Below are 17,393 nucleotides of genomic sequence, written 5' to 3' on the forward strand. Positions count from 1 at the left end.
CCGCTAGCACCGTCTCGATGACAGACCTGCTGGCCAGCACCGAGGTGGACTTCCGCGGAGGCGTCAAGCCATATTCTATGTGTCGACGTTTTTGGTCAAACTGGCCGACGAGAAGAAACTCGGCCTCGATAACAAATTGCCTAAGTGGCGGGCTGAATTTGCTCGCACCGAGTGCATCAACCCAGGGCAGCTCACGCAAACGACGCCAGATTATCGCGACCATACCCCATCCACAGCTGCGGTATTTTTTCCATACGGCACGACCAGGCGAATCGTACATGTCAATCCGCAGAGGTTTGTTGATTTATGACAGCTCCTGGACCTCCCGGAAGAGTTGAACCGGAGGCCGATCGCAACGTCGAGGTCGGTTCCGAATTTCCGCCACTCCTGCCCTTGGACGCGCCCGCTACCGGTGAAATTACAGCCGAGCAATACAAAAAAGAAATAAATGACATCATTGAAGTCACTGAACTGGGCGTTATTGATAAACAGCACGAGGTACAGCGCGGCGGCAGAAGGTTTTAAGCGGGTCGGGGATGGCTACGTTGAGCAGGAGCGGAAGTGGCAGACGTTAGCCGACGCACTTGAGCAACGGATCACGCAGGACGATACGACCGGTGAACAGTTACGAGCTCAGGCCAACGCAGCCGCTCAAAATGTGCGAGAACACGCGCAGCAATTAGAAGAAGCCCTAACGACGGAATCTAATCTGTCGGCTCGTGGTCGATCCTTTCAGTTGTTTAGTACGAATTTCACGACTCCGCCGCCACCGCCCATCGGATCAACACCAACTAGTCCGAGTTTGGTGGTCTATGACCATTCCGGTATTCGCGCCGCGGTTGCTGCCATGCGGCAGATCACCGCCAAAGCACGAGCGAATCTAGTGGAGATTTCTCAGGCCAAGCAGCGGTTGCTGGCCGGAGCCTACGGAGCCTCGGCTGCCGCTACGGAGGAGAGATTAGATCAGCTAGAGGGAGGCACGAGGCGATTGATCATTGCTGCTGAAGCAACGCTGCGTAACCTCGGAGACACCGACCACGCGGTGGAGCAACTCGACCGAAGGTTTGCCAACGAGTTTTCCCATAGCCAGACCCACCGAGACTGACCTGGACTTTCCTAAGCCGTGCGCAGACGCTGGTGTCTTCGCGCAAAAGGCGACCGCCGGCTCCGGCGATGCCGCCACCCACACTGCGTAGCAGGTAGTTGAGTAGCCCCTTGCTGCGTTGACTCGCGTTCAGCTCAGGGCCTGGTCGATATCGGCGATCAGATCGTCGGTGCCTTCCAGCCCAACCGAGATGCGGACCACACCATCACCGAGTCCGATCGCGGCGCGGCCCTCCGGCCCCATCGCCCGGTGAGTCGTGGTCGCCGGGTGGGTGACCAGTGACTTGGCGTCACCGAGGTTGTTGGATATGTCGATCAGCCGCAATTTGTCGAGTACCTCGAACGCCCGTTTTTTTGCCGCGGTTTCCGGCGAATCCAGCGCGAACGTGACCACCGTTCCGCCGCCGGACATCTGGCGCCTTGCCAAGTCGGATTGCGGGTGCGACGCCAGGTACGGGTAACGCACCCAACTCACCGCTGAATGACGTTCGAGAAACTCCGCAATCTGGTGCGCTGAGGAATTGCTGTGCTCAACCCGGATCGATAGTGTCTCAAGCCCTTTCAGCAGCACCCAGGCATTGAAGGCACTCATCGCCGGCCCGGTGTGCCGCATCAGTTTCTGAACCGGCCCCCCGATGTACTCCTGATCGCCGAGGATAGCCTCGCCCAGCACACGACCCTGGCCGTCGATGTGTTTGGTGCCCGAGTACACCACGACATCAACTCCGAGTCGAAACCCCTGTTGCAAAAGCGGGGTGGCAAAGACGTTATCCAGCACCACTTTGGCACCAGCCGCATGGGCCAGCTCGGTCACCGCAGCGATATCGACCAGCGACTGCATAGGGTTAGACGGAGTCTCGAAAAACACCGCAGTGGTAGGCACCGACAAGGCCTGCTCCCATTGCGTGAGGTCATCACCGTCGACGAACACGGTCTCCACGCCCCAACGCGGCAAGATCTCACCGCACACAACGAAACACGATCCGAACAAGCTACGCGCGGCGACCAACCGGTCGCCGGCGCCCAACAGTGCCCCTAGCGAGGTGAAGACTGCGGCCATACCGCTGGACGTCGCGAAAGCTGCTGGTGCTCCCTCAATCAGACGCAGCCGTTCCTCGAACATAGCCACGGTAGGGTTTCCGTAACGGGAATAGACAAAGTGGTCCAGTTCTCCCGTGAACGACTGCTCGGCAACCGCCGCCGACTCATAGACATAGCCGGACGTCATATACATCGCTTCGGCGGTCTCTTCGAATCCGGATCGCAACATGCCGCCGCGGACACCGATAGTGGCCGGACCGACACCGTCGGGCAGCTCCTTCGGCGTGCGGACTGAGGGTTTGCCGGTCACAGCTGCGTCATATCTGTTTCCACGGCAAGCCCACCGCCCGCCAGCCAGTTTCGCCGCGCTGACCATCAGCACCGACGTGCCCCTCGAAGCCGTCCAACACGTTGTAGGCCGCGGCGAAGCCCGCACCAGTGGCAGCCTGGGCTGCGCTGACCGAGCGGTTGCCCGAACGACACAGGAAAACCACCGGCCGCTCTTCCGAACCAGCGGTGGGTGTGACCCTGTCTTTCAGTTCGGACACGAAGTTCTGGTTGTGCTGCCCGTCAGACGTGTTCCACTCGATGTACACCACCTCGCGACCCAAGCTCGACAAGTCTGGAACACCGACCAAGCGCCATTCGGCATCGGTGCGTACGTCGACGAGCACGCTCTGGGGGTTGTCGCTGAGCAGCTTCCATGCCTCAAGCGGCGTGATGTCTCCTGCGTAACTCACCCGCGTGAGTCTTGCATATTCAGCCGATTGGAAACTTCCCGGGCGCGGTCACGCGCAACTTGGACGTCGGGTGCGGTAGCGAGAACGACCCCAAGCCTGCGCGGCGCGCCGGCTGACTCGGATCGCGCAGCCTGACCGAACACCTGAATATCGCTCTCCGGCACACCAAACGCATCGCTCAGCACACCGGCATCCAGAGCAGCCACCCGGCCCGTGTCGCACCGACCGATCACCCGGGCCGCAGCCGGCGAAATCAGCATCGTGTCTACCGGTACGCCCAGAATGACCCGAGCCTGCAGTTCGAAAACCGAAAGCCGCTGGCTACGCAACGTAACCCAGGCGCTCTCCGCTGGGAATGCGTCAACATTGACGAAATACACCTCATCGCCATTGAGCATCAGTTCGACACTGAAAACGCCACGACCGCCTAGCGCCCTGACAATCCGTGCAGCGATCGACCTGGTGGCATCCAGCGCGGCCGCGCTCATCTTCTGCGGCTGCCAGGATTCCAGCTCACCGGACTCCTCATCAAGACATCCGATAGGTGCGCAGAATTCCATTGCGGGCCCCGAGGTGGCCTCGCCACACACGACGAGCACGGTGAAATGAGACTCAACCTCGACCATCGTTTCGGCCAACACCCTGGGCTGCGCTCCCGGTGCATCATGCCCGTCCGCCCCCGCCACCGCATCGCGCCAAGCACGCTCGACGTCATCAGGCCCGGTGACCACCGAGTGCCCATGACCAGCGTTTCCTGCCACTGGCCGAACCAGCAACGGGAATCCGGCATGAGCCGCCACCGCCTCAAGCTCAGCAAGCGATCCAGCAAACCAGAATGGAGCGGTGGGCAGACCGAGCTCGTCGGCGGCCAGCCGGCGTAGGCCCTCCCGGTCCGCGGTCAGCCGGACGCTGCGGGCGCTGGGCACCAATTTGGCCCAACCGGCCTCGGAATCGTCGCCAAGGTCCGCGAGGGAGTCCAGCACATCACACGAGACCGCATCGGTTGCGGTCACGACGAAATCCGGTTGCATCCGTTTGATCAACGGCGCCAACGCGGCCGCGTCGGTCAACGAAGCCACCAGCGCCTGGTCGGCCACCCGGTGCGCAGGTGCATCGGGGTAGCTGTCAACGACGATTACCATCGCGCCTAACCGGTGCAGAGCGATCGCTAGCTCTCGGCTGAATTCACCCGATCCCAGCAACATCACCCGCGGGCCGACTCCAGATTCGGCGCGGGCAGGCTCGCCCGCTAGCGGCTGCATTACCAGTGTTGTCGTCATGTCCTCGGCAGGAGCGGCTGGCTGCCCATGCCTATGGGTGGGCTCGTGCTGTCCTTCGGTCACGCCATCAGTCACCGGCTCACCCTCTCGCTCGGTAGTTGTCCTGTAGCCGGACGCAATCATGCATGCCGCTCAAGGATAGGTGCGCACGGCGATGACGGCGTACAGGCTGATGGCCGACCTGACTCCATCACCAGGGCTATATGTGAAAATCCCGAGCGTCGGCTCATAATTTGCCTATTCGTATAACTCTGCCGACATCTCCCTGTGTACCTTTGCCAGGAGGAGGTGCCGGCAAATGGGTAAGGAGAAATGATCGAGCCATATGATTTTGGTGAACGTTTCGCCATCCCGACACGGCCCTAGCACCCGATTCGGGATGCGCCCTAGCCGCACCATACGCCCGCGCTCGTGCTGTGCTTGGGCGCGGTGTGCAGCGAGCGCACCGGCAATCCACGTGAGCAACAGCGTAGCCCCCTCTACGGACCGGACGGCTTCCTCAAGGAGAGGTCCATGCCTTTCGTGACCACACAGCCAGAGCTGACGGGCACCGCTGCCGTTTCGGGGGGAGCCTAGCCATGGATTTCGGGGCACTACCGCCGGAAATCAATTCCGCCAGAATCTATTCTGGTCCCGGCTCCCAGCCGCTGGTCGCAGCGGCGCGCGCCTGGCAGCGGCTGGCCGCCGAACTCCATTCGACGGCCACTTCCTACACCTCGGTAATTTCCGGGCTCGCCGGCCGGGAGTGGCTGGGGCCCTCGTCGGTGTCGATGACAACCGCGGTCGCCCCCTACGTAGCGTGGATGCAAGCTACCGCTGCTCAGGCCGAGCAGGCCGCCGCCCAGGCCCTTGCCGCAGCCAGCGCCTATGAGTCGGCGTACTCGATGACCGTGCCCCCGACCGCGATTGCGGCCAACCGCAGCACGACGACGACGCTGATCCAAACCAACATTTTCGGGCAGAACACGCCGGCGATCGCAAGCGCCGAAGCCGATTACGGAGAAATGTGGGCTCAGGACATCGTTGCCATGGAGAGCTATGCCGGCACGTCAGCAGCCGCGTCGGAGCTGACGCCGTTCACCGCACCACCGACGACGACAAGTGGATCAACACAAGCGGCCGAAGCCATCGAGGCGCCGACTGCCGCGGCAACAGGTGCAAGCGTTATGCCAACCCTGCAATCCGTCCTACCCGCGCTCTTCAACGCCATACCAAATCCCTTCGAGGATCTTGACATTCTGGTTGCCATTGGCCTCGTCGTAGCCAGCGGCAGCCTGGCCGTCTCCCTGGGGCAGTTGGGTGAAGACGTCCGCAACGACCAGGTCGAAGAACGCGAGCTCGACGAACAACGCCAGCTCGAAGAGAAGCTTGAGGAGTCTCGAGAAGCCGAACAGGCCGTTGCGGCGCCTCGGCTCGCGTCGACGCCGGGGAGTAGCGCAGCGGTCTCTGCGTTTACCGGTCGAGCGACGTCCGTCGGCGCGCTCTCCGCGCCACAAAGCTGGGCACTTCCGCCTGCGGTACGCCAGGTCGCCGCGCTGTTCCCCAGCACCACCCCGCCGATAATCGTGCAGGACAGCTCAAGCACCCCGTACACCGGCATGGCGGGGGCAGCTATGGCCGGAACCGCGATGGCCGGTGTTGCGGCCCGGGGCAGCTCGCCGGCCGCTCCCCCAACGGCTGCGCCGGCCGCGGGCGGTGGGGGTGGCGCGGCTGCCACCCGGCCCGCCGCCAACACACCCGAGCTCCCCGCGGCGGCAGCTGGCGCAAACATCCAGGGCTTGCCGCCCGGGTTGCCCCCGGGTGTGGTGGCCAACCTTGCGGCGACTCTGGCGGCGATCCCCGGCGCCACCATCATCGTGGTACCGCCGTCACCCGACGCCAGCCAGTAGGGCCGAGGGGGCTGCCTACGGCTGGCCTGGCAGCAACCGCACCATCAGGCCGTTGGCTTCGGCCAGCAGTGCCTCCTCGGCGTCGACCAATTCCGCGGACACGTACGCTTTGCGACCTTCAGTCGCGGTGACGCGGCCGCGCGCTACCAGCGGCACATCGATCGGCGTGACTTTGCGGTAATCGACGTGCAGAAAAGCGGTGCGACTGATCGGGCGTCCAGCGGCGTGCGAAATCGTACCGAACATGTGGTCAAACAGCAGCGGCAGAACACCGCCGTGCACCGCCGAGTTACCGCCTACATAAAACCTGCTGAAATGTCCGGTCATTGCGATGCCGTCTGGACCGTACTGCGTCAGTTTCCAGGGCGGCAGTAACAAACTGCCCATTCCGGGCAAATTCGGCGTCCGCCCTGCCGGCGCCACCCCCTCTCCGGCCGCGAACGGGTCCAACAGTTCGAGCAACGCCGCAGCGCGATCCGCCGCGTCGTCCCACACCTCATCGTCTGGGTCGGCGGACACGGCCAGATCCTGCAACCGGCGCATTACGGCCACGAACCGGCCGAAACCCGGGCCGGGGCTAGCCGGCCCGTATTCCGGAAAACCGCCGTGATGCTCGTACTCGGGATCGACTTCTGCCGGGTTCGGGGCAGCGTCGGTCACGAGCGGGCCGCCAGCACATCCCGGCGCACGATGGTCTGATCCCGCCCCGGACCGACGCCGATGCACGAGACCGGCGCTCCGGCAAGCTCTTCCAGCCGGGACACGTAGTCACGCGCTTTGGCTGGCAAGTCGTCGAAATCTCGAGCCGCGGAGATATCTTCCCACCAGCCTGGCAATTCTTCGTACACCGGCTCCGCACGGCAAAGATCGCTCTGCGTCATGGGCATGTCGCGAGTACGCACTCCGTCAATTTGATATCCGACGCAGACCGGCACAGTTTCCAAGCTGGAGAGCACATCGAGTTTCGTCAAGAAGTAGTCGGTGATGCCGTTCACACGAGTCGCGTAACGCGCGATGACGGCGTCAAACCAGCCACAGCGACGCCGCCGTCCGGTGGTCACACCGACCTCGCCGCCGGTCTTGGCCAGGTACTCACCGTGCTCATCCAACAGCTCGGTGGGAAACGGGCCAGAACCCACTCGAGTGGTGTAGGCCTTAAGGATCCCAAGCACCGTGCCGATCCGGGTGGGCCCGATGCCGGAACCGACGGCTGCGCCGCCGGCCGTCGGATTCGACGATGTCACATACGGGTAGGTGCCATGGTCGACATCGAGCAAGGTGCCCTGGGAACCTTCTAGGAGCACTGTTTCGCCATCCTCGAGCGCGGCATTGAGCAGCAGCCGAGTGTCAGCAATGCGGTGCCGAAAACCCTGGGCCAACTCCAGCAGCGAGTCGACGACCTGCGCCGGATCCAGCGCTTTTCGGTTGTAGATCTTGACCAGCACCTGGTTCTTGAACTCGCACGCCGCCTCGACCTTGTGGCCCAGTTCAACTGGGTCTAGGACGTCGGCAACCCGGATTCCCATGCGGGCGATTTTGTCCTGGTAGCAAGGCCCGATTCCACGACCAGTGGTACCGATCTTCTTGCTACCCATATAACGCTCAGTAACCTTGTCGATGGCGACGTGGTATGGCATCAGCAGGTGGGCGTCCGCAGAGATCAGCAGCCCGGAGGTGTCGACACCACGGTCTTGAAGACCTTGCAACTCGCTGAGCAGGACTCCGGGATCCACCACCACGCCGTTGCCGATGACGTTGGTGACGCCAGGCGTCAGCACGCCGGACGGGATGAGATGCAACGCGAAATTCTCCCCGCTGGGCAGCACGACGGTATGCCCGGCGTTGTTGCCACCCTGGTAGCGCACAACCCACTGCACGCGCCCACCGAGTAAATCGGTGGCTTTACCTTTGCCCTCGTCGCCCCACTGGGCGCCGATCAGGACGACTGCCGGCATGAGTTGCTCCCACCTGGTTTCGCGGGTCGTGCCCACTTATTGTGGTCCAGCCGGTGACCTACCCTACTAAGCAACCTGCGAGGAGCCTCGGAAAGGCCATGAAACAGTCCTGGAAACCGACGTGACTGCGGCCGAGGACTCCCCCGACGTGGCGGTTTTGCTATTCGCCGATCAGCCTGTTCCAGGCCCACTAGCCGGCTTTCTCACAGGCCTTGCCGGCTTGCCCACCCACCGAATCCAGAGCCGGACCGATGTGGCTGCCATTGACTCAGCCGTCGCGTCATACCGACGGGTGGTGGTGGTGGGAGCTGACGCCGACCTGGCCGCAGTGTTGACTCGGCTCCTACGCGCGGACCGGCTCGATGTCGAAGTGGGGTACGCACCGCGCCGGCGCACAGCCGCTACCCGGGCATACAACCTACCCTCCGGATACTGGGCGGCTCGGCGTGCACGGCGCGGGTCCGCTCGTCGGGTGACGCTGCTCCGTGACGAGACGGCGACCGCCCTCGTGGGCCGGGCAATGTGGCTTCCAGCCGACAAGCCCAGCAAGGAACAACAGATCCACGGCGAGGCAATTGTCGACGACAGCGTGCTATTCGACGGCGATGTCGCCGAAGTGCGCATCGAGCCAACGCTGGCCCCACCGGGCCTGCGAGCACGGGTGAAAATTGCGAGCAGGTGGCGCCGGTGGATAAGCGGCCGCGCGGCCCAGCTGGGGACCACCGGCGCTGCGGTGATGCGCGACGGTGTCGCGGCACCCCGCCCGGTGCGCCGATCGACTTTCTACCGCCACGTCGAGGGCTGGCTGCTAGTCCGGTAGCTTTCGGGCGGTGAGGTTCGGGTGAAAAGCAGATGAGAGACGTAGGCGTGCACGAGTCGGTGCGCCCTAGCCCCATCTTTCTGGGGCTGGTTGGATTGACGTTTGCCGGAGGGGCGCTGGCCTGGCTGGCCGGAGCCAACGTGCGGCCGCTGGCCTACGCCGGTGTGTTCATCTTCGTGATCGCTGGCTGGTTGGTGTCGCTGTGCCTGCACGAGTTCGGGCATGCGTTCACTGCGTGGCGCTTCGGCGACCACGATGTCGCGGTGCGCGGCTATCTGACACTAGATCCGCGGCGCTACAGCCACCCCATGCTTTCGCTCGGCCTGCCAATGTTGTTCATAGTGCTCGGCGGAATAGGCCTGCCGGGTGGCGCGGTGTATGTGCGGACCTGGTTCATGAGCACCACACGGCGCACCCTGGTCAGTTTGGCGGGACCGGCGACCAACTTGCTGCTAGCCGTGCTGCTTCTGACGACAACTCGGTTGTTCTTCGACACTTCCCACCTGGTGTTATGGGCCGGGATAGCTTTTCTGGGATTTCTTCAGCTCACCGCCGTAGTGCTGAATCTGCTACCAATCCCGGGCTTAGACGGCTATGACGCGCTGGAGCCACACTTGAGTGCCGAGACCCAGCGCGCGTTGGCACCGGCCAAGCAGTTCGGCTTGATCTTTCTGCTATTCCTTTTCCTGGCTCCGGCCCTGAATCAATGGTTTTTCGGAATGGTGTACTGGCTGTTCAACCTGTCCGGCGTGTCGCACTGGCTAGCCGCAGCGGGCAGCACGCTGACCCGTTTCTGGAGTGCCCGAGTCTGACGTACAGCCAGCATCAATAGATCGCCAGGGACCTCCTACAGCCCGAGTTCCGCGCGCGCGGCGGGGTCACAATCGTCGAGCAGATCCAAGCAGCGGCCAAGCTCGTCGGTCTCGCCGATAGCGTCAGCTGCTCGAGCCAGCGCGGCAACGCAACGCAGGAAGCCCCGATTAGGCTCGTGCGCATACGGCACCGGGCCGAAACCCTTCCAGCCGTTGCGTCGCAGCTGATCCAATCCACGGTGATAACCGGTGCGCGCATACGCGTAGGCGGTGATGGCCTTGTCGTCGGCGAGCGCTTCTTCGGCAAGTGCCGCCCAAGCCACCGAAGCCGACGGGTATGCGGCAGCGACGATGCCTGGGTTTTTGTTGGCGCGCAGTTCGGCTTCGGCTTCGCTGTCACCAGGCAGCTGGATCGGATCAGGTCCCAGAAGATCACCCATCAGCGTCATGAGTTCTATTCTGCCTAATCGGACCGGTCGCCTGTAAGCCCTAATCTTGGCGATAAAACCAACGGCACGCAGGGTCGCTAAGCTTCAGCTACTCAGTCGATCGCGGGAGGACTCAAGCACCCATGCCTAATGCATCCGAGCCCGAACGCGGCGAAACGGAGCCCACCGACGAGACAGCCGGCGAGCAGAGCGCAAATCCTGACGATGACGGTGATGAAGATACTGCGGGCAACCCCGCGATACCTAGCGACGCCGCCACCCAGGCGATTGCGATCACCCAACCCGGGCCCGATAGCGATCCCGAAGCCGCAAATCCGGAAGGGCAGCACGAACGCCGTTTCACAGCACCCGGCTTCGACGCACGAGAAACCCAGATCATCGCCGCCACACCGGCCGCTGCCACCGAAGCCTTTCCGACCCAGCCGGCCCTGGCCAGCCCACCGCCTTCAGCCGACATGCCCCCGAGAATCGCTTTTCCACAGGCGATTCCATCTCGCACCGGGGCGAAGCCGCAGACCTTTTCGCACCGCAACTGGGGCTGGGCGCTAGCGGTAGTTGTGATCGTGCTAGCCCTGGCTGCGATCGCGATCGTGGGCACCATGCTGCTTACTCGCAGCAAACCTCCCAGAGTCTCACAAGAAGACCAGGTGCGGCACACAATCCAGCACTTCGACATCGCGATCCAGACCGGCAATCTGACCGCGCTGCGCAGCATCACCTGCGGGACCACTCGCGACGGCTACGTCGAATACGACGAACGCGCGTGGGCAGAAACCTATCGTCAGGTATCTGCAGCGAGACAATATCCGGTGATTGCCAGCATCGACCAGATCGTCGTCAACGGCCGACATGCCGAGGCCAACATCACCACGTTTATGGCCTATGACCCGCAGGTTCGTTCGACACGCAGCCTCGACCTTCAATTCCGCGACGATCAGTGGAAAATCTGTCAATCACCAAGTAACTAGCCGAAATTCGCCGACATTTGGCCTAATCGTCATAACGACTACCGCTCCGCATCACCAGCCCGTCACGATGACACACTAAATACGCTCTGCGACGCAAAATAGATCGACTGGGGCCGGTATGCAGCCAGACCCGGCCTGTGGCAATGTATTGGCGAACTGCCTGTTTCCGCGCAGATATCGGCCCATCGGCTGTTATTTCACCATCGGTTGTCAGGTCCCGTTTGTCTTAGGAGAGGCAGGTGACCCTCACGTGAGCATTCGAAACCCAACCGTCGACCACTCGACAATCGATATCCGGCAGGTCATCGGCATCGGGACGCCAAAAGCCGTCGAGTTGTGGCTCGACGTGGTGGCCGACCCGCAAGACCGCACCCACGAAGTCGCCGGATTATCCAAGCAGGAATTGGAAAAACTCGGACATTTGCTTGACAACACCAGCGGTGTCGAGCTGCTCGAGTCCGTGGACAACAACCTGGCCGCACGGTTACTTCAGGCGATGGCTCCGGCCCTGGCAGCGCCTCTCATTGATGCCCTTGACTCTGACCACGCCGCTGACGTTCTGCGCGAGTTCAAAGAACAGAAGCGCGAAGCACTGCTGACGTTGCTGCCACTGCAACGGGCGATGATTCTGCGCGGACTGTTGAGTTGGCCCGAGGATTCCGCCGCAGCACACATGGTGCCCGAAACCCTGACCGTGCGCCCGGACATGACAGTCTTCGACGCCGTCGCCAGCGTGCGCGGATTCGCGTCGGAACTGCGTAGCGATTCACGAACCACCGCCTACGTCTACGTGACCGACTGTGATTCCCACTTGCTGGGAGTGGTGGCATTTCGCGCCCTGGTGCTGGCCGACCCCAGCCAGCAGGTGTCGGAGTTAACCAATGACGACCTGATCGCCATCTCCCCCCTGACCGACAAAGAGTTGGCCGCCCAGACACTTATGCGGCACAACTTGATGGCCGTTCCCGTCGTCGACGGCGACAACCGTCTGCTGGGCATCCTCGCGGAGGACGAAGCCGTCGGGATTACTCAGGAAGAAGCAACCGAGGACGCCGAACGCCAGGGCGGTTCAGCACCGCTGGAGATGCCCTACCTGCGGGCATCGCCGTGGCTGCTGTGGCGTAAGCGCGTCGTTTGGCTACTTGTACTTTTTGCCGCCGAGGCTTACACCGGAACCGTTTTGCGGGCGTTCGCGCAGGAAATGGAGGCGGTGATAGCGCTTGCCTTCTTCATCCCGCTCCTGATCGGCACTGGCGGCAATACCGGCACCCAGATCGCCACGACGCTCGTCCGTGCGATGGCCACCAGCCAAGTGCGTTTTCGAGATGTGCCTGCCGTGCTGGCAAAGGAGATGTCGACAGGTGCCCTGGTCGGCCTCACAATGGCAGCCGCTGCGGTCGTCCGCGCCTGGACGTTGAATGTGGGCCTACCGGTCACACTGACCGTCGCGGTGACAGTAGCCGCAATCGTGATGTGGTCATCAATGGTCGCCGCGATCCTTCCGCCACTGCTCGAGAAGTTGCGCGTGGACCCCGCGATCGTTTCAGGGCCGATGATCGCCACCATCGTCGACGGAACGGGTCTGATCATCTACTTCATGGTCGCGCACCTGATGCTGGCGCAACTTCAGGGCCTATAACGCTCAGCCGGCCGACGTTGAACCGCCGCCCTCGCTCGCCGGCCAACCAGCTCCGCTCAGCCGGCCGACGTTGAACCGCCGCCTTCGCTCGCCGGCCAACCAGCTCCGCTCAGCCGGCCGACGTTGAACCGCCGCCTTCGCTCGCCGGCCAACCAGCTCCGCTCAGCCGGCCGACGTTGAACCGCCGCCTTCGCTCGCCGGCCAACCAGCTCCGCTCAGCCGGCCGAAACCGACTTTCCGGCGCAGTGCAGGTCGTTGCACGCCTCTATCACCCGGGCGGTCATCCCCGCTTCCGCCTTCTTGAGATAACTACGCGGGTCGTACACCTTCTTGGTGCCCACGTCACCATCCACCTTGAGCACCCCGTCGTAGTTAGTGAACATGTGGCCGGCTACCGGGCGGGTGAACGCGTACTGCGTGTCTGTGTCGACGTTCATCTTCACCACGCCGTAACGCAGCGATTCTTCGATCTCCGATTTCAAGGAACCCGATCCGCCGTGGAACACAAAGTCGAACGGCTTCGCGTCAGCGGGCAGGCCGACCTTGGCCGCCGCAACTTTCTGACCCTCAGCCAGGATGTCGGGGCGCAGCTTGACATTGCCTGGCTTGTAGACACCGTGTACGTTGCCGAAGGTCGCGGCCAGCAGGTACTTGCCGTGCTCGCCGACACCCAGCGCGTCGACGGTCTTCTCGAAATCCGCAGGGCTGGTGTAGAGCTTCTCGTTGATCTCCGCCTCCACGCCGTCCTCTTCGCCCCCCACCACGCCGATCTCAATCTCAAGGATGATCTTGGCCGCCGCCGCCACCTTGAGCAGCTCCTGGGCGATATTGAGGTTCTCGTCGATCGGCACCGCCGAGCCATCCCACATGTGCGACTGGAACAAAGGATTGCCGCCCGTGCCCACCTTCTCCGCTGAAATCGCGAGCAACGGTCGCACATACGTGTCGAGCTTGTCCTTGGGGCAGTGGTCGGTATGCAGCGCGACGTTGATCGGATAATGGGCCGCAACGCTATGGGTAAATTCAGCCAGCGCCACCGCACCGGCCACCATGTTCTTGACCCCTAAGCCGGAGGCGAACTCTGCGCCGCCGGTAGAGAACTGGATAATGCCGTCGCTGCCCGCGTCGGCGAAACCTTTGATCGCAGCGTTGACCGTCTCCGAAGAGGTGCAGTTGATGGCCGGAAAAGCATACGCGTTCTCTTTGGCGCGCCCCAGCATCTCGGCATAGACCTCAGGTGTTGCTATGGGCATCGAACGTCCTCCTTTAGGGGCTGGGTTCACTAAGTATCGCAACACCACAATCACGCTCGGCAGCCAGTCTGGACGTCGTCTTTGCCCCTAGTTCTTTCCTAGCCCGTATCCGACGCCGGTATGTTGGGTCATCGTGAACACCGCCGTACTGGCTTTGCCGGACATCCTCGACCCGATGTACTGGTTGGGTTCCAACGGCGTTTTCGGGTCCGCGGTGCTGCCCGGCATCCTGATTATCGTCTTCATCGAGACCGGCCTGCTGTTTCCACTGTTACCAGGCGAGTCTCTGTTGTTCACCGGCGGTCTGCTAGCCGCTAGCCCAAACCCGCCGGTCACCATTGGAGTCCTGGCCCCGTGTGTCGCAGTGGTGGCTGTCCTCGGCGATCAAACCGCGTACTTCATCGGGCGCCGAATCGGGCCCGCCCTGTTCAAAAAGGAAGATTCCCGGTTCTTCAAGAAGCACTACGTGACCGAATCGCACGCGTTTTTTGAAAAGTACGGGCCGGTGACAATCATCTTGGCCCGCTTCGCTCCGATCCTACGAACCTTCGTTCCGGTAATCGCCGGCGTCTCCTACATGCGGTATCCGGTATTTCTGGGATTCGACATCGTCGGCGGTGTCAGCTGGGGCGCGGGTGTGACGGTGTTGGGCTACTTCCTGGGCAGTGTTTCGTTCGTACACCAGAACCTGCAACTGATCATCCTGGGTATCTTGTTTGTGTCGCTGCTGCCGGCCATGATCTCGGCAGCGCGGGTCTATCGGGTGCGGCGCCGAGCGGCTAAAAGTGATTCAGATCCGATCGTCCTACCCGAGTGACGCTATAGGCGGCCTCCATAAGCATCCAGCCCGACAGTTGCACCGAAAGATCGCGCTCAGCAATTTCGGATCCGGTTACCGCACCCTCAACGGTCTGCGCCACCTGGCCTCCCTTGGTAGGCAACTCCGCGTCGCGGTCCCAGAAGGGCCCGAAAACCGGCAACCCGTCGACTGCTTGCCGGTAGTCCCAGGCAGACTTCGCCGAGGACAGCACCACAGAACGGGCAGTGTCGCGGGCCGCGACGTCTGCGGGCGTGTCACCGGGCAGGGTGGTGGCGACCAGAGCGAGATATCGGGCGGTGATGCCCGAGAACAGGCCGCCGTCCCCGCCGCCGGCGCCCCGCAGCACGCCAGACGGCGCCATGTGCTCATTCACCGCCGCGACCAGACGATGGACCCGTCTCGCGTGTTTGGCCCTCTCCGTTGGGCCGGTGCGCGCCGCGAGTTCCGTTTCCAGACCGAGCACCACACCTTGGCAGTAGGTGTACTGCGCCCGGACCAGCGTACCCGCCTTGATGCCGTCGAACACCAAATGCGTCTCCGGGTCGATCAGCGTTTCGTCGATCCAGTCGGCCATCTGCTCGGCGCGCGGCAGCCAGCCGCCATAGCGGGCCAGAAAGATCGCCGCCGGACCATTCGCCGGAGCGTTGAAGAACTGATCCTGCTTTCGCCACGGTATGCCGCCGCCGTCCTCAGGCACCCACGCCTTAACGAACTGGTCGGCGAGCTTTGGAAGCGCACGCCGGCGCCGGACTCTGGCCACTCTGGCCGCGCGTTCGAGGGCGAGCGCCAACCACGCCATGTCGTCGTAGTAGCTGTTGACCCAAGATAGGTTGTTGCGCAACCGGTGCGAGCGGACTTGCCGGTCGATCTTGATGCGTCTTTCTGGCTGCGGATCCCGCAGTTGGGCGTCTACCAGGCAGTCGAGCAAATGCGCCTGCCACCAGTAGTGCCAGGTTCCAAACAACCGGTCCCGCCGCTCCGACGGCCAGGCCACCACGCCAAGTTGAGTTCCCGGCAACGCCCAGAGTCGGCTGAGGTGCCGCTGCGCGACGGCGATTTCGGAGGTCCCCGCCCGATTCGCCCATACTTGATCCATAGGCCTACATCCTGCTTTACCTCTGCGCCCACTGCCGAAACTCAGGAGATTTCCACGCACGAATGTCTAAATCCTTGTCCGCGAACGCATGCTCTGCCTGCCCACCCATTTTTGCAGCTAACGTGTTTCGGCGGCGCTATCGCCCGGCTATTGGGAACGCGTCTCGGTGCGGTACACGGCAAATCTGGGTGCACCCGCCCAGAGCATCGTGCGACTGATCGCTGAGCCCCGCTAACACGCACACCGCCCTGTCCCGCACACCTAGAAATCTGGGAGTGGTCTGCCTTTTGTTGCAGTCGGCGGGTGAAATCCCCACCTATGAGGCAGTAATGGCCTAGTGCACGTGCGCTATCAGCGTCGGCTGCTGCAATGAGCCGAGTTGCCCGAGGCGGTCGAACTGGTTGCTCGGCAGGTTTAACCATGTCACGCGGATTGACGCGGCCACAACGGTCGGCCCAACGGTCAACGGTGCTATTCGGCTGGCTTTCAAAGATTGCACCACTGTGGCACTGCCAGAAGACTCCGAAAACTGCAGGCGCACAATCAAGCTGTGGCCGGTCTACTTAGCAGAAAGTGGCCCCGACGAACGTGATCTTTCCGGCGAGTCCGCCCTAGCCGACATCCACTCGCGGCGAAGACGGTTGGACTAGCATAGGCGGACCGTTTGCCCTCGTCAGCGGTTTCTTGAACGCCCCGGATCTGCGCGCTGACACCACGAGTGCACCCCAATGAGTCCGCCACACCGCCTGCCCCAGCTACAGCTCAGATCTGGAGACCTCCGGCCACACTGAGAGTGGCCTCGCTACCCGTTCGACGAATTGTGGAGACCAATCGCCGAAAAGGATCACCTGACGCGAGAGACGAAATGTACTGAAACGCTGATTTCCTTGCCCCACTTGCCAATACGCGTTTCGGTGTATTCGCAGCGAGTCTCCCTTGGTCTGCAACGAACGGGTGATAGTGATGTATCCGCCACGTTCATAGCGATACAGATGGGTGGGGCTTGGATGATCGTTGATTCCGTTTCCGTAAGGTGCATACCAGATTTGGGTGCCAGTTCCCCTGGACCCCGACAAGCGGTGCGGTATCTGCAACAAGCGCGGGATGCCATCGCGCGCCTGCCATCCAAACCCTGCCTTGGGGCAACAGCGGCTTCCGAGGACGCCAAATGACCGCGGCGACAGGACATAGCAAGGTCCGTTTCGATGTTCCCACCGCCGCGAACGACCACCGCGCTTTCGTTGACGAAACGCGTTACATAGTTGCTAGCCAACAGTTTCCACCATGGCTGATGACAGAGCCGATCGAGTTTCCACCCCACCATTCGACCTACGGCTGGGCCTGCCGTGTCAAAGGCTGCGAAGCATTGTTGTCGCCGGTCTACACACAACTTCTTTGTTGTGAGCACTCCAAGCAGTACCTCAAAATCGCAGATTTGATCACGATCGACAAGTTCATTCGCGATGCCGAACCGACGGACGCCCAGCGCTTTGGTTGGGCACTGGTGCGCAAACCTCAATGCCGGAT

The 17,393-nt window shown here is 62.4% G+C and carries 16 protein-coding genes; 8 read left to right on the forward strand and 8 right to left on the reverse strand.

Going from position 1 to position 17,393, the window contains the following annotated elements:
- Nucleotides 1–79 precede the first annotated feature (79 nt).
- Nucleotides 80–310, forward strand: coding sequence for a hypothetical protein (locus ACO07W_RS09090; protein WP_421842538.1), 231 nt, complete (start codon nucleotides 80–82; stop codon nucleotides 308–310).
- A 138-nt stretch (nucleotides 311–448) separates the two neighbouring features.
- Entirely contained in the window at nucleotides 449–1,105 is a 657-nt protein-coding gene (locus ACO07W_RS09095; RefSeq protein ID WP_421842540.1) for a hypothetical protein, read from the forward strand.
- A 129-nt stretch (nucleotides 1,106–1,234) separates the two neighbouring features.
- Here the strand turns inward: ACO07W_RS09095 and ACO07W_RS09100 are convergent, their stop codons facing one another.
- The 3 genes from ACO07W_RS09100 to purT are packed head-to-tail and all read right to left on the reverse strand — an operon-like array spanning nucleotide 1,235 to nucleotide 4,240.
- Nucleotides 1,235–2,455 carry an O-succinylhomoserine sulfhydrylase gene (locus ACO07W_RS09100; RefSeq protein ID WP_421842542.1) on the reverse strand — a complete coding sequence of 407 codons (1,221 nt, stop codon included), beginning with the start codon at nucleotides 2,453–2,455 and terminating at the stop codon, nucleotides 1,235–1,237.
- A gap of 7 nt (nucleotides 2,456–2,462) precedes the next feature.
- On the reverse strand, nucleotides 2,463–2,885 hold the full coding sequence (locus ACO07W_RS09105; protein WP_421842544.1) for a rhodanese-like domain-containing protein: 423 nt from the start codon (nucleotides 2,883–2,885) through the stop codon (nucleotides 2,463–2,465).
- A complete protein-coding gene (gene purT, locus ACO07W_RS09110) occupies nucleotides 2,882–4,240 on the reverse strand; it encodes a formate-dependent phosphoribosylglycinamide formyltransferase (RefSeq protein ID WP_421842546.1) in 1,359 nt (452 codons plus the stop codon). The genes ACO07W_RS09105 and purT overlap by 4 nt, the downstream gene beginning before the upstream one ends.
- 503 nt (nucleotides 4,241–4,743) lie before the next feature.
- Between purT and ACO07W_RS09115 the strand changes: the two genes are divergently transcribed.
- A complete protein-coding gene (locus tag ACO07W_RS09115; protein ID WP_421842548.1) occupies nucleotides 4,744–6,054 on the forward strand; it encodes a PPE family protein in 1,311 nt (436 codons plus the stop codon).
- Between the two features lie 15 nt (nucleotides 6,055–6,069).
- Here ACO07W_RS09115 and ACO07W_RS09120 read toward each other — a convergent pair whose 3' ends face one another.
- A complete protein-coding gene (locus ACO07W_RS09120) occupies nucleotides 6,070–6,714 on the reverse strand; it encodes a PaaI family thioesterase (RefSeq protein ID WP_421842550.1) in 645 nt (214 codons plus the stop codon).
- Nucleotides 6,711–8,009 carry an adenylosuccinate synthase gene (locus ACO07W_RS09125; protein WP_421842552.1) on the reverse strand — a complete coding sequence of 433 codons (1,299 nt, stop codon included), beginning with the start codon at nucleotides 8,007–8,009 and terminating at the stop codon, nucleotides 6,711–6,713. The genes ACO07W_RS09120 and ACO07W_RS09125 overlap by 4 nt, the downstream gene beginning before the upstream one ends.
- A 121-nt stretch (nucleotides 8,010–8,130) precedes the next feature.
- Between ACO07W_RS09125 and ACO07W_RS09130 the strand changes: the two genes are divergently transcribed.
- The gene (locus ACO07W_RS09130; protein WP_421842554.1) at nucleotides 8,131–8,829 is read left to right on the forward strand and encodes a peptidase M50; all 699 of its coding nucleotides are present in this window, start codon (nucleotides 8,131–8,133) and stop codon (nucleotides 8,827–8,829) included.
- 32 nt (nucleotides 8,830–8,861) lie between these two features.
- Nucleotides 8,862–9,641: a site-2 protease family protein gene (locus ACO07W_RS09135; protein ID WP_421842556.1), complete on the forward strand. Its 780-nt coding sequence runs from the start codon at nucleotides 8,862–8,864 to the stop codon at nucleotides 9,639–9,641.
- 35 nt (nucleotides 9,642–9,676) lie between these two features.
- On the opposite strand, the gene ACO07W_RS09140 is transcribed toward ACO07W_RS09135, so the two are convergent.
- A complete protein-coding gene (locus tag ACO07W_RS09140; RefSeq protein ID WP_421842558.1) occupies nucleotides 9,677–10,090 on the reverse strand; it encodes a DUF3151 domain-containing protein in 414 nt (137 codons plus the stop codon).
- A gap of 122 nt (nucleotides 10,091–10,212) precedes the next feature.
- On the opposite strand from ACO07W_RS09140, the gene ACO07W_RS09145 reads away from it, so the two are divergent.
- Nucleotides 10,213–11,058: a hypothetical protein gene (locus ACO07W_RS09145; protein ID WP_421842560.1), complete on the forward strand. Its 846-nt coding sequence runs from the start codon at nucleotides 10,213–10,215 to the stop codon at nucleotides 11,056–11,058.
- Between the two features lie 256 nt (nucleotides 11,059–11,314).
- A complete protein-coding gene (gene mgtE / locus ACO07W_RS09150) occupies nucleotides 11,315–12,697 on the forward strand; it encodes a magnesium transporter (RefSeq protein WP_421845895.1) in 1,383 nt (460 codons plus the stop codon).
- Nucleotides 12,698–12,912: 215 nt separating this feature from the next.
- On the opposite strand, the gene fbaA is transcribed toward mgtE, so the two are convergent.
- Entirely contained in the window at nucleotides 12,913–13,950 is a 1,038-nt protein-coding gene (gene fbaA, locus ACO07W_RS09155; protein ID WP_421842562.1) for a class II fructose-bisphosphate aldolase, read from the reverse strand.
- Between the two features lie 133 nt (nucleotides 13,951–14,083).
- Here fbaA and ACO07W_RS09160 point away from each other — a divergent pair, with 133 nt between their 5' ends.
- Nucleotides 14,084–14,767, forward strand: coding sequence for a VTT domain-containing protein (locus ACO07W_RS09160; protein ID WP_421842564.1), 684 nt, complete (start codon nucleotides 14,084–14,086; stop codon nucleotides 14,765–14,767).
- On the opposite strand, the gene ACO07W_RS09165 is transcribed toward ACO07W_RS09160, so the two are convergent.
- The gene (locus ACO07W_RS09165; protein WP_421842566.1) at nucleotides 14,730–15,866 is read right to left on the reverse strand and encodes a glycoside hydrolase family 76 protein; all 1,137 of its coding nucleotides are present in this window, start codon (nucleotides 15,864–15,866) and stop codon (nucleotides 14,730–14,732) included. The genes ACO07W_RS09160 and ACO07W_RS09165 overlap by 38 nt on opposite strands.
- Nucleotides 15,867–17,393 lie beyond the last annotated feature (1,527 nt).

The organism is Mycobacterium sp., assembly GCF_965230835.1.
Taxonomy (GTDB): Bacteria; Actinomycetota; Actinomycetes; order Mycobacteriales; family Mycobacteriaceae; genus Mycobacterium.